The sequence below is a fragment of the Rhodococcus sp. 06-470-2 genome, assembly GCF_002258235.1.
GTDB lineage: Bacteria > Actinomycetota > Actinomycetes > Mycobacteriales > Mycobacteriaceae > Rhodococcoides.
Genome location: NZ_NOYB01000010.1, coordinates 74280 through 85846, shown reverse-complemented (window position 1 = coordinate 85846; position 11567 = coordinate 74280). Strand labels below are relative to the sequence as shown.

Here is an 11567-nt window from a genome sequence, read left to right as displayed (position 1 = left end):
CGGTGACACGATGAGTTCCGTGAGCGGAACCGTGCGAGAGCTGTTGACCCGGCACATCGAGGACGGGCTGATGCCGGGGGCAACAGCGTTACTGGGTGGCCCTGATGCAGAACCCGTCGCGGTCGGGTCATCGGCGGTCGGCGGCCCACCGATGGCAGTCGACGCCATCGTCCGGATCCAGTCGATGACCAAGATCGTCACCAGCGTGGCCGCCCTGCGCCTCGTGGAGGCGGGCCGACTGACGCTGGACGACGATGTCGTGCCCTGGCTTCCCGAACTCGCCGGCCTGCCGGTGCTCACCCGCCCCGACGCTGCACTCGACGACACCGTCGCTCGAGAGGGACCGATCACGTTGCGGCACTTGCTGACCAACACCAGTGGGTACGGAATTCAGATGGGAGACACCCCGCTGGCCCGTGCCATGAGGGACAACGACACCGAAGCAGGCCCCGCGCCGTCTCCGCTCGGCGCGGACGAGTGGTTGGCACGCATGACCGAACTTCCTCTGGCGTTCCAGCCCGGTACCGGGTGGCGCTACCACCACGGCTTCGCGATCCTCGGCATCCTCGTCTCTCGCATCGTCGGCCGGTCTCTGCAGGACCACCTCCGCGACGACCTGTTCACGCCACTCGGGATGCCCGACACCGGGCTGTGGGTACCGACCGACCGATGCCACCGCCTGACGGCGGCCTACCGGTTGGAGAACGGGTCGTTGATCGAAACCGAACCCATCGCAGGCGGGCCCTACGCGGGACCGCCCCCTGTCGACGTCAGTCACGGCGAGCTGGTGTCGACGGCGACCGATTTTCACCGCTTCCTTCGTGCGATCGAGACGTCGGTGTCGACCGAGCACCTGGAGCTCATGACACACGACCAGGTGCCTGCGTCGATCAAGACCGACGAGAGTTTCTACCCCGGCTTCTGGCCGGGAACGGGGTGGGGATTCGGCGTCTCGGTCGTCACCGACGGTGACCATCTCGGTCGGTACGGCTGGTCCGGCGGGCAGGGCACCGACTTCTTCGTCGACCCGGACGGGACCATCGGCATCCTGCTGACGCAGACCGAATTGTGCGAGGCCTCCTTCGCGCTGCTGTCGGAGTTCCAGGAACTGCGCTGAGTCGATTCGCAGCGCCTACAGTTGTCGCCGTGAGCGAGAACCGGCTTCGGGCGTGACACGGCCGCTGGCCCGTCGCCTCGGTCTTGTCGACGCCGTCGTCATCGGTGTCGGTTCGATGGTCGGGGCCGGGGTGTTCGCGTCGTTCGCTCCCGCATCGGCTGTCGCAGGGGCGGGCCTGCTCATCGGTTTGGCCGTCGCTGCGGTCGTCGCATTCTGCAACGCCACCTCCTCGGCCCAGCTGGCCGCGCAGTATCCGACGTCGGGCGGCACGTACGTTTACGGCCGTGAGCGGCTCGGCGAGTGGCCGGGCTTTGCGGCCGGGTGGACGTTCGTGATCGGTAAGACCGCGAGTTCGGCGGCCATGGCTTTGGTATTCGCAGCCTATGTCGCACCTGCCGGTTACACCGAACTCGTTGCGATACTTGCCATCACAGCGCTCACCACGGTGAACTGCTTCGGCATCACCCGCACGGCCGTGCTGACGAAGATCTTGGTCACCGCCGTCCTCACCGTCCTCGTCATCGCAGTGGTCCTCGGCCTCACCGGCTCGTCCGTTCCCGCCGTCGACGGACTCGGGTCGCTCACCGAGAACGGGTGGTACGGCATTCTGCAGTCGGCGGGACTGCTGTTCTTCGCCTTCGCGGGCTATGCGCGCATCGCGACCCTCGGCGAGGAGGTCGTCCGACCCGAACGGACCATCCCACGCGCCATCGTCTCCGCGCTCGGTATCGCATTGCTGGTCTACACGCTCGTTGCGGTGACGTTGTTGACGGTTCTCGGCCCCGAACTCCTGGCCTCGTCGTCTGCCCCATTGGTCGATCTCGCGGTGGCGTCGGGACATTCGTGGGCGTCGCCGGTGATGCGGATCGGTGCCGGCCTGGCTGCGCTGGGGGCATTGCTCGCGTTGATCGCCGGCATCGGACGCACCTCCCTGGCGATGGCCCGCCACCGCGACCTGCCGTCGTATCTGGCCGCAGTCCACCCGCGGTACTCGGTGCCGCATCGCGCCGAGATCACCCTGGCTGTGATCGTCTGCGTGCTGGTCCTGACAGTGGATCTGCGTGACGCCATCGGCTTCTCGTCGTTCGGGGTCTTGCTCTACTACCTGGTGGCCAATCTGAGCGCGTTCACCCAGGATGCCGAGCATCGACGCTACCCACGCGCCCTCCAGGTCATCGGCAGCATCGGATGCGTGGTGCTGATCGCCACGTTGCCGATGCCGTCCATCGTCGTCGGAACCGTCGTGGTCGCGCTCGGTGTCGGGTACCGCCTTCTTCGGGTTCGGCAACTGTTCACTTGACGCCTGATTCGGTAGACGTCAATATAGACGGATGTCGAATCAAGACCGTCCCGTCGACGGCGAATGCTGCTCGCCGCTGATCCGTGAGCCCCTCACCGCGGACTGGGCAGGAGATCTCGCCCGCATGTTCAAAGCACTGGGAGATCCCGTGCGGCTTCGCCTGCTCAGCCTCGTCGCCAGCCATGCAGGCGGCGAAGCATGTGTCTGCGACATCTCCCCCGCATTCGACCTCTCCCAACCCACCATCTCGCACCACCTCAAGGTGTTGCGCGAAGCCGGGCTGCTCGACTGCGAACGCCGCGGCACCTGGGTCTACTACTCGGTGATTCCCGCTGCGCTGCAGCAACTTTCCGCCGTGCTGAACGCTGCAGAGTCCACGGAGGTCATGGCATGAGTACGAAAACCGATACTGCCGTGGTCGGCAAGCTCTCCACCCTCGACCGGTTCCTGCCCGTGTGGATCGGCGTGGCCATGGTCGTGGGTCTGCTCCTGGGACGCATGATCCCCGGGCTGAACGACACGCTGTCGGCCATCTCCATCGACGGAGTGTCACTTCCGATTGCCATCGGACTGCTGATCATGATGTACCCGGTACTGGCCAAGGTTCGCTACGACCGCCTCGATACCGTCACCGGAGACAAGCGCCTGCTGATCGGCTCGTTGGTGCTCAACTGGGTCCTCGGTCCGGCCCTGATGTTCGCTCTCGCATGGCTTTTCCTCCCCGATCTGCCCGAGTACCGAACCGGCCTGATCATCGTCGGCCTCGCTCGATGCATCGCGATGGTCATCATCTGGAACGACCTCGCCTGCGGCGACCGAGAAGCCGCCGCGGTTCTGGTCGCGATCAACTCGGTGTTCCAGGTGTTCATGTTCGCGGTCCTCGGATGGTTCTACCTCTCGGTTCTGCCCGGCTGGCTGGGCCTGGACCAGACGACCATCGAGGCGTCGCCGTGGCAGATCGCCAATTCGGTCCTCATCTTCCTCGGAATCCCGTTGATAGCGGGATTCGCGTCTCGCTTCTTCGGCGAACGCGCCAAGGGCCGCGAATGGTACGAGGAGAAGTTCATCCCCAGGATCGCCCCGTGGGCGCTCTACGGCCTGCTGTTCACCATCGTCGTTCTCTTTGCGCTGCAGGGTGATCGGATCACGTCACAGCCGTTCGACGTGGTGCGTATCGCGCTGCCACTGCTCGTGTACTTCGCGGTGATGTGGGGCGGCGGCTACGCTCTCGGTGCCGCGATGGGTCTGGGCTACGAACGCACCACCACCCTCGCGTTCACCGCGGCAGGCAACAACTTCGAGCTCGCGATCGCCGTCGCCATCGCCACCTACGGGGCGACATCCGGGCAAGCCCTCGCCGGAGTCGTGGGACCACTCATCGAGGTGCCCGTACTGGTCGGCCTCGTCTACGTCTCGCTCGCACTGCGCAAACGCTTCTCCCCCGCCGAGTCCACGACCACGTCCCCGAAGGAATTCTGATGTCCGCCACCCCCAGCGTTCTGTTCGTCTGTGTTCACAACGCCGGCCGATCTCAGATGGCCGCCGGATTTCTGACTCATCTCGCCGGTGACACCGTCGAAGTGCGTTCCGCCGGAAGCGCTCCCGCGGACACCGTCAACTCCGCGGCAGTCGAAGCCATGGCCGAGGTCGGCATCGACATCTCGTCCCAGTCCCCGAAAATTCTGACCCCCGAGGCCGTCGAGACATCCGACGTCGTCATCACCATGGGCTGTGGTGACGCGTGCCCGGTGTTCCCCGGAGTGAGCTACCGCGATTGGGCACTGGCCGACCCGGCAGGCAAAGGCGTCGAGGCGGTCCGGCCGATTCGCGACGAGATCAGGAGCCGCATCGAAGACCTGATCGCCGAACTGGTTCCGGCCAAGCAGAGTTCGGTGTCATGACGACACCGAGCGTGCTGTTCGTCTGCGTCAAGAACGGCGGCAAGTCTCAGATGGCGGCCGGTCTGATGCGCAAGGCCGTCGGCGATGCGGTGGAGGTGCACTCGGCGGGAACGAAGCCGAGCGGAACGGTCAATGCACTCTCGGCCGAGGCCCTCCTCGAAGTCGGCGTCGACCTGGCCGGTGAACAGCCGAAACCGATCGACCCGAAGTTGTTGTCTCGCATCGACTACGCGATCACCCTCGGGAGCGAGGCGAGGGTCGATCCCGTCGACGGTCCGACGTTCGAGAACTGGAACACCGACGAGCCGTCCGAACGCGGTATCGACGGAATCGAACGGATGCGTCTGGTGCGCGACGACATCGCCGCTCGAGTCGAGGAACTCGTGTCCCGATTGCGCGACACCGACGGTTGACTCGAATGAACTCGGAGGTGGTGGTGATCGGCGGCGGTCAGGCAGGACTGGCCGCCGGTTACTACCTGCGACGAGCCGGGCTGGACTTCGTCATCCTCGACGACCAGACGCATGCGGGAGGCTCCTGGCAGGACTACTGGCCGTCGCTGCACCTGTTCTCGCCTGCCGAGTACTCGAGACTCCCCGGTTGGCCGATGCCACGCTGGCCGAGCGGGTTCCCTCCGGCATCGCACGTCGTGGACTACCTGCGGGCATACGAGAACAAGTACGAGTTGCCGGTGCGCAGGCCCGTCGAGGTGAAGTCGGTGCATCGTACGACCGACGACTATCGAGTCGATACCGACGGTGACTCCTTCTGCGCCACAACGATCGTCAATGCCACCGGGACGTGGTCACGACCGTTCTGGCCGAGCTACCCGGGCATGCGCGAGTTCGGCGGGACCCAGCTGCATGCCGCTGACTACCGCGTGCCCGATTCCTTCGCAGGCAAGCGCGTGGGCATCGTCGGTGGAGGGAACTCGGCTGCGCAGATTCTGGCCGAGATCTCCACTGTCGCCGACACCACGTGGTTCACCAACCGCGAGCCGAGGTTTCTCCCCGACGATGTGGACGGCCGAGTGTTGTTCGATGTCGCCAGCGATCGAGCTCGCGCTCTTGCCGAGGGCGCAGCGGATTCCGGCGGGGTCGCCGGTCTGGGAGACATCGTGATGGTCCCGCCGGTGCGAGAGGCTCGCGATCGTGGAGTTCTGCATGCCAGGCCGATGTTCACCGCGCTCACCTCCGACGGTGTCACCGACGGGCACACCACAGAGCGGCTGGATGCGATCGTCTGGTGCACCGGGTTCCGCCCTGCTCTGCATCACCTGCGGCCACTGCACCTGCACGCCGACGGGTCGGGAATCGTGTTGGACGGCAACCATGTTCGAGGTGAACCGAGCCTGATTCTTCTCGGCTACGGCGACTGGACCGGCCCGGCGTCGGCAACGCTCATCGGTGTCGGCCGCACAGCGCGTGCAGCCGTGGACACCATCGTCAACAGCAGAAAGGTGGATCAGTCATGAACACGTACCCCGTAGTGGTGGTCGGCGCAGGGCCCATCGGTCTCGCCGCCGCGGCGCATCTGACCGAAACCGGTTCCCGGGTAGTCGTTCTCGAACGCGGAAAGTTTGCCGGATCGGCAGTGTCCGAGTGGAATCACGTTCGACTGTTCTCCCCGTGGTCCGAGGTCGTCGACCCCGCGGCCGTCCGGCTGCTCGAATCCACCGGCTGGACCGCGCCGGACGGCGACACCTACGCCACCGGACGCGAATGGGTGGAGCGGTATCTCGCGCCCTTGGTCGCCGTTCTCGGCGATGTGGTCCGAACCGACTCCGAGGTGGTCGGCGTAGCTCGCCGCGGACGCGACCGGGTGGTCGACGCCGGCCGCGACACCGAGCCGCTGTCGGTGCACATCCGCCACTCCGACGGTAGCGAGGAACGCATCCTCGCCCGCGCGGTCGTCGACGCGTCCGGCACCTGGGGATCACCCAATCCACTGGGCAGCGAGGGACTTCCGGCCATCGGCGAGAAGACCGCCGCAGACCGGATCGACTACCGTGTTCCCGATCTGACCGACCCGGCCACTCGATCCACGTTCGCAGGCAAGCACATCGTCATCGCCGGCAGCGGCCATTCCGCGCTGACCGCGATCATCACCTTCGCCGAACTCGCCGCGGAAGAGCCCGGTACGACGCTCACCTGGGCCGTGCGTCGAGGCGTGACCGCGGAGGTCTTCGGCGGCGGGGACGCGGACGAACTGGCCGCTCGCGGCGCTCTCGGTCAGCGCGCCAAGAAGGCGGTCGACGACGGATTCCTCACCGTGGTCTCGGGCTTCCGCACCGAAACGGTTGCAGTGGAGGGTGATCGGCTCGCTCTGATCGGTGACACCGGATCGCGCATCGATGACGTCGACCGCGTCGTCGCACTGACCGGGTTCCGCCCGGATCTGTCCTGGCTGTCCGAGGTTCGTCTCGACCTCGACCCCACCCTGCAGGCACCGAAGTTCGTCGCCGAGTTGGTGGATCCGAACCTGCATTCGTGTGGATCGGTGTCACCGCACGGCGTCGAGGAACTCACCCAGCCCGAGCCGGGCCTGTATCTGGTGGGCATGAAGAGCTACGGCCGTGCACCGACATTCCTGGCGATGACCGGATACGAGCAGGTCCGCAGCATCGCAGCCGAACTCGCCGGCGACCACGAGGGCGCGCGGAAAGTGGAGCTGACGCTTCCCGACACCGGAGTCTGCGGCGGCGCGGGCCTGTTCGACGAGCCCGACGCCCCGTCGAGCGGCGGTTGCTGCAGCGTGCCCCGAGAAGCCGAGGCACAACTGACCTGACTGTCCACTGTTTCGCTTCGGAAGCGGGATCGCACCGCCCGGCCGGAATAGTGGACGGTCAGCTCACCTACGGCTTCAGCCGAAGGCCTGATACCCCAGCCACCCGGCGAGACCGAGCCCCAGAATCCCGACCGCAATACGCAGAATGATCGGCGAGATCACCTTGACCGTCGGTGGCCCGCAGGCACCGCCGGCGAAGCAACCGATCGCCAGCGCGAGCGCAGCCCACCAGTTCACCTGACCGGAGAACGAAAAGATGATCGCGGCAATCAGGTTCGCGATACCGAGGAAGAAGCTCTTCAGAACGCTTGCGCGCCAGAACGTATCCGCCGTGCAGATCAATGCCAGCGCGAGGAAGATGACCCCGGCCCCGGCCCCGAAGTAGCCGCCGTAGATCGCGACCGCGAACAGCGCCAGCGGATAGAGCGTCGGAAACTGCCTGCCTCCGGACAGCTTTCGGATACTCGGCTGCAGCAGTAGCGCGATGGCTGCCATAGCGACCAGGAACGGCACGACCACCTCGAACGAACCGTCCGGCGTGTTGAGCAGCAGAATCGCACCCGTGGTGCCGCCCAGCGCCGAGTAGATCGCGTAGCGAACCAACTGCTTACCGTCCTTGGCCAGCTCGGCCGAGGAGCTCACCGTCGCTCCGACACCGGCCGCGACCAACGCAACAGTGTTCGTCACGTTCGCCGATACCGCAGGCAAACCCACTGCGAGCAGAGCAGGGTAGGACACGAGCGATGCGAGCCCGGTGACGAACCCGATGAGCCCGGCGAAGAACCCGGCCACCACCAGAAGTCCGAAATCGAGCACAGTCACCGAATGAAACTACCGCGCCTAACTATCTGGCCTGAACCTCAGGCTCATTCGACGGGGTTCGCCATCTCCTGCAGCAACCGGCTCGTCATCCGCACTGCCTGGTCTCCACCGTCCGCGTCCTCGATGTACACCGCGAATGCGACGTCACCACTGGTGGCGAGGACGAAGCGATCGTCGCCACTGTCCCCGGCGAATCCCTGCACACCGTCGAACGTGTCGAGACCGCTACTGCTCGACGAGTCGGCGAGTATGCCGCGCAACCGGTTTACCGCATCCGACCCCATTGCCTTGGACTCTCGATCGGCGACTGCGGTCTGCCCCGCGACGATCGCCGGAGTCGGAGCGCTGCCCCGAGAGATCGCGGCTGCCATCTGCGCGAGTCCGAACGGAGTCACGGTCGCCTCGTCACCGGAGGCAGTGGACACGGTCCTGATGCCGTCGATCGCACTGCGGCTGGCGGCGGGAGATCCTGTGTGGGCGTCGAGTCCCGGCATCGAGTAGTTGATACCGAGACCCAAGCCGGCAGCTGCGTCTTCGGCACTGTCGTCGCCGCGATCGGACTGCACGGCCCGCACGAGCTCAGACGCGGTGCCTGCTGGGTAGGAGCCCCCGAACACCACGTCGCCCTGCTCATTGGCGTAACTGTTCTGTGCCGCAGCGAGAATCGCGCCGGTCGAGGTGGACACGGCGACGATCGACGCCGACGATCCCGCCATGACGACCGCATTCTCGGCTGCCAACTGGATACGCGGATCGAGTGTCGCGTGCAGGTCCGGCCCACCCGGTCCTTGGAATCCGACGCGGCGTTCGCCCGTTCCGTCGACGGTGTAGGTGTCGACGGCCCAGCCTGCGGTGGCGTCGCGTCCTTCCTGCCATGCGGCGCGCAGCGAATCCAGCACGGGAGAGGTGATCCGACGATCGTCGACGATCAGTTTGGGTTGCGGCGAGACCACGACGCCCGGCACGGCGCGCAGGTCGTCTTCGAGGACGGCGAAGTCGTCGTCACGCAAGGTCACGGCGGTGATCGGTGCGCCGCCGGCCGAATTCAGTTCGGCCAGCATCGATTCGGAGGTGATGAGCGGGGCGACGACGTCGATGACATCCGCTAGTCGCGCCGTGGACGTGGCCGGATCGCTCATCTGCGCCGGGTCGAGGGAGATGGCGTTGATGGTGCGCTCGCTCATCAGCACGTTGTTCGCGGCGTCGAAGATCAGCGGCGGGGCGGCGTCGGTCCGGGTGTAGCGGACCGATCCGCCCGAGGTGAGGTCGGGGACGAGGGTGGCCGGATCCCACGCGATGCGCCAACCCACGCTGAGCTTCTTGGTCGAGCCCTGTGCGCTGTACTTCCAGTCCTTGCCCTCACCGAAGTTCCAGGCGGACGCCAGGGTGAAGAATCCACTCTCGTCCGAGAGGTCCATGTACTGGGTCAGGTCGAAGTCACCGGTGGACGTGCCACCGGCCGACAAGCCGTCGAACATCTGGTTCAGCGCGGCCGTCGCGGCGTTCGGGTAGGTCGTCATCGCGGCAGCGGCCGCGACATCGCGGTTGTCCAGGGCGTCGACGAACTTCGAGACCAGCACCTCGGCCTCGCTCGGCGGGCGATCGACCATCCAGAACACTGCCGAGACCGTCAACGTCGCCGATGCTGCAACGGCGACGAGGTAGCGACCGCGGACCTTGCGCGGGCCACGACGGGCACGACTCATAGAACTCATGAGTCACAATATTCACTATAGTCACACGAGTAACAAGCACGGGATTCATACGAGCCGGTCACGATTGAGACTCGGCCGCAGCCGATTCACCGCAGAAAACGACCCGCAGCCTCGATGGCCGGGCTCGAACTGCCCGCGTCGTTCACGAACACCGCGAACGCGAGATCGCCCGAGATCCCGACGAACCAACCGTGGGCGCCTTCGTTGTTGGCACCGAACTCCGCGGTGCCGGTCTTGCCGAGCAACCCGGGGATGTCATTGAGAGCCGTCGCTGTGCCGCCGGTGATCGTCTCGCGCATCATGGTCTTGATCTGCTCGGTGACCTGCGGGTTCACCGCTGCCGGCTGCATGTTGCCCACGCCCGGCTCTCCGACGACGACCGTCGGCGGCAGCAATCCGTTGTTCGCGATCGACGACGCGACCAGCGCCATTCCGAACGGCGACGCGGTCACCTGTCCCTGACCGATGGCGGACTCCACGCGCTGCGCCGGGGTGTCGGCCGACGGGACCGAGCCGGTGACGGTCGTCAGACCGGGGGTGACGTAGTCGACGCCGAGGCCGTACTGCGCGGCCGCGTCGGTCAGTCCGTTCGGCGGGAGTGCCACACCGAGGCGGCCCATCGTCGTGTTGCAGGACTTGGCGAAGGCGGTGTGGAGCGGCACGTCGCCGAGATCGAAGTTGTCGTCGTTCGGGATCTGCCTGCCTTCGATGTTCTCCGTCGCCGGGCACGGCAGCACGGTATCGGGGGTGACGGCACCGGACTGCAGTGCAGCCGAGGTGGTCACCGTCTTGAACGTCGACCCCGGCGGGTACAGGCCGGTCAGCGCGATCGGGCCCTCGGCATCGGCGGCGGCATTCTGCGCCACTGCCAGAACCGCCCCCGTCGACGGCCGAAGCGCGACGATGGCCGCCTGCTGCGGCAGCGACGCAAGGGCATTCTCGGCTTTGAGTTGCAGTGCCGAATCCAGGGTGGTCGCAATATCGTCGCCGGTTCCGGCATCGCGTCCCGCCAGCGGAGTGACGGTGCCGTCCGCTGCAACAGCCTGTACCGCCCATCCACGATTGGCCGCCTGCTCCTGCTCCCACAGCGTCGTGAGGTCGTTGAGGACCGGCGACACCAGGTTGCGGTCGGTGGCGAGCAGCCGCGTCTGCGGGGCCAGGGTGACTCCGGGGACGGTCGCGAGCTGAGCACCGATGGGGTCGATGTCCGCCTGACGAAGCAATACGATGGTGGCCGAATTACCCTGCGCTGCAGCCACAGTCGAGGTGACGTACTCGGCGGTGATACCCGGGACGACGGATCCGACGAGGTTCGCGACAGCCACGGGATCGGCCGTCGCATCGACGTTGACCAGGGTGACCACCTGCTGCGACATCAGCTCGACGCCGTTGCCGTCGAAGATGCGCGGCGCGACGAGCGCATCGGTCGGAGTGAAGCGCACCGACGAGTCGGCCGTCAGGCCCGGCACCAACATCGCTGGGTCCCAGGTGATCTTCCAGCCCTGCTCGGTCTCCGCCGCGGTCGCAGAGGTCGTGTAGTTCCATTCCTTCGGCTCGCCGTCGGGTTCGGCGGTGCCGTCGGTGGTCGTCGAGAAGCGCCAACCGGCATTCAACGTGAACGTGCCGGTATCGGCGTTGGCGTCGGTGGCCTCGAAATCGGGAGTTGCCGTCACCGTTCCGCCTGCCGAAAGCCCGTCGTACAGCTCGGTGAGGGCTGCCGTCGCGCCGGCCGGATCGGTGGTCAACGCAGCCGCCTGGTCGATGTTCGCACTGTTGACCGCGGCGGCGAACTGCTCGGCGACAGTCTGCGGCTGATCGGGCCCACTCTGACCGCAGGCGGCGAGCACCAATGCCAGTACGGACACGATCGCGGCCAGAGTCGTGGGTCTTCTCGAAGTGCGCACGGGGTCGATCATGCCCCAGTG

Annotated in this window: 11 protein-coding genes; 8 read left to right on the top strand and 3 right to left on the bottom strand. The window is 66.2% G+C overall.

Annotated features, from left to right (window positions below; translation table 11 throughout):
* Nucleotides 1-19 precede the first annotated feature (19 nt).
* From CH276_RS03755 to CH276_RS03720, 8 genes are all read left to right on the top strand, one after another.
* Nucleotides 20-1117: a serine hydrolase domain-containing protein gene (locus CH276_RS03755; protein WP_217901389.1), complete on the top strand. Its 1098-nt coding sequence runs from the start codon at nt 20-22 to the stop codon at nt 1115-1117.
* A gap of 115 nt (nt 1118-1232) precedes the next feature.
* A complete protein-coding gene (locus CH276_RS03750) occupies nt 1233-2417 on the top strand; it encodes an APC family permease (RefSeq protein ID WP_094630676.1) in 1185 nt (394 codons plus the stop codon).
* Nucleotides 2418-2448: 31 nt separating this feature from the next.
* Nucleotides 2449-2811, top strand: coding sequence for an ArsR/SmtB family transcription factor (locus CH276_RS03745; RefSeq protein ID WP_094630562.1), 363 nt, complete (start codon nt 2449-2451; stop codon nt 2809-2811).
* Nucleotides 2808-3896: an ACR3 family arsenite efflux transporter gene (gene arsB / locus CH276_RS03740; RefSeq protein ID WP_094630563.1), complete on the top strand. Its 1089-nt coding sequence runs from the start codon at nt 2808-2810 to the stop codon at nt 3894-3896. Before CH276_RS03745 ends, arsB begins: the two co-directional genes overlap by 4 nt.
* Nucleotides 3896-4318 (top strand): arsenate reductase ArsC, encoded by a 423-nt coding sequence (locus CH276_RS03735; protein WP_032396673.1) that lies wholly within the window; start codon nt 3896-3898, stop codon nt 4316-4318. Before arsB ends, CH276_RS03735 begins: the two co-directional genes overlap by 1 nt.
* Complete coding sequence (locus tag CH276_RS03730; protein WP_094630564.1) at nt 4315-4731, top strand: arsenate-mycothiol transferase ArsC; 417 nt, start codon at nt 4315-4317, stop codon at nt 4729-4731. Before CH276_RS03735 ends, CH276_RS03730 begins: the two co-directional genes overlap by 4 nt.
* Nucleotides 4732-4736: 5 nt before the next feature.
* Complete coding sequence (locus CH276_RS03725) at nt 4737-5792, top strand: ArsO family NAD(P)H-dependent flavin-containing monooxygenase (protein ID WP_094630565.1); 1056 nt, start codon at nt 4737-4739, stop codon at nt 5790-5792.
* Nucleotides 5789-7105 carry an FAD-dependent oxidoreductase gene (locus CH276_RS03720; RefSeq protein WP_094630566.1) on the top strand — a complete coding sequence of 439 codons (1317 nt, stop codon included), beginning with the start codon at nt 5789-5791 and terminating at the stop codon, nt 7103-7105. The genes CH276_RS03725 and CH276_RS03720 overlap by 4 nt, the downstream gene beginning before the upstream one ends.
* Nucleotides 7106-7180: 75 nt before the next feature.
* On the opposite strand, the gene CH276_RS03715 is transcribed toward CH276_RS03720, so the two are convergent.
* From CH276_RS03715 to CH276_RS03705, 3 genes are all read right to left on the bottom strand, one after another.
* On the bottom strand, nt 7181-7927 hold the full coding sequence (locus CH276_RS03715; RefSeq protein ID WP_032396677.1) for a sulfite exporter TauE/SafE family protein: 747 nt from the start codon (nt 7925-7927) through the stop codon (nt 7181-7183).
* Between the two features lie 44 nt (nt 7928-7971).
* Complete coding sequence (locus tag CH276_RS03710; RefSeq protein ID WP_176459137.1) at nt 7972-9633, bottom strand: NTF2-like N-terminal transpeptidase domain-containing protein; 1662 nt, start codon at nt 9631-9633, stop codon at nt 7972-7974.
* Nucleotides 9634-9728: 95 nt separating this feature from the next.
* Nucleotides 9729-11558, bottom strand: a complete 1830-nt coding sequence (locus tag CH276_RS03705) for a penicillin-binding transpeptidase domain-containing protein (protein WP_094630567.1) — start codon at nt 11556-11558, stop codon at nt 9729-9731.
* Nucleotides 11559-11567 lie beyond the last annotated feature (9 nt).

Coding starts and splice junctions, on each gene's coding strand:
- CH276_RS03750 (WP_094630676.1), top strand. CDS start 1,233: ATGGTCGGGGCCGGGGTGTTCGCGTCGTTCGCTCCCGCATCGGCTGTC.
- CH276_RS03745 (WP_094630562.1), top strand. CDS start 2,449: ATGTCGAATCAAGACCGTCCCGTCGACGGCGAATGCTGCTCGCCGCTG.
- arsB (WP_094630563.1), top strand. CDS start 2,808: ATGAGTACGAAAACCGATACTGCCGTGGTCGGCAAGCTCTCCACCCTC.
- CH276_RS03735 (WP_032396673.1), top strand. CDS start 3,896: ATGTCCGCCACCCCCAGCGTTCTGTTCGTCTGTGTTCACAACGCCGGC.
- CH276_RS03730 (WP_094630564.1), top strand. CDS start 4,315: ATGACGACACCGAGCGTGCTGTTCGTCTGCGTCAAGAACGGCGGCAAG.
- CH276_RS03725 (WP_094630565.1), top strand. CDS start 4,737: ATGAACTCGGAGGTGGTGGTGATCGGCGGCGGTCAGGCAGGACTGGCC.
- CH276_RS03720 (WP_094630566.1), top strand. CDS start 5,789: ATGAACACGTACCCCGTAGTGGTGGTCGGCGCAGGGCCCATCGGTCTC.
- CH276_RS03710 (WP_176459137.1), bottom strand. CDS start 9,633: ATGAGTCGTGCCCGTCGTGGCCCGCGCAAGGTCCGCGGTCGCTACCTC.
- CH276_RS03705 (WP_094630567.1), bottom strand. CDS start 11,558: ATGATCGACCCCGTGCGCACTTCGAGAAGACCCACGACTCTGGCCGCG.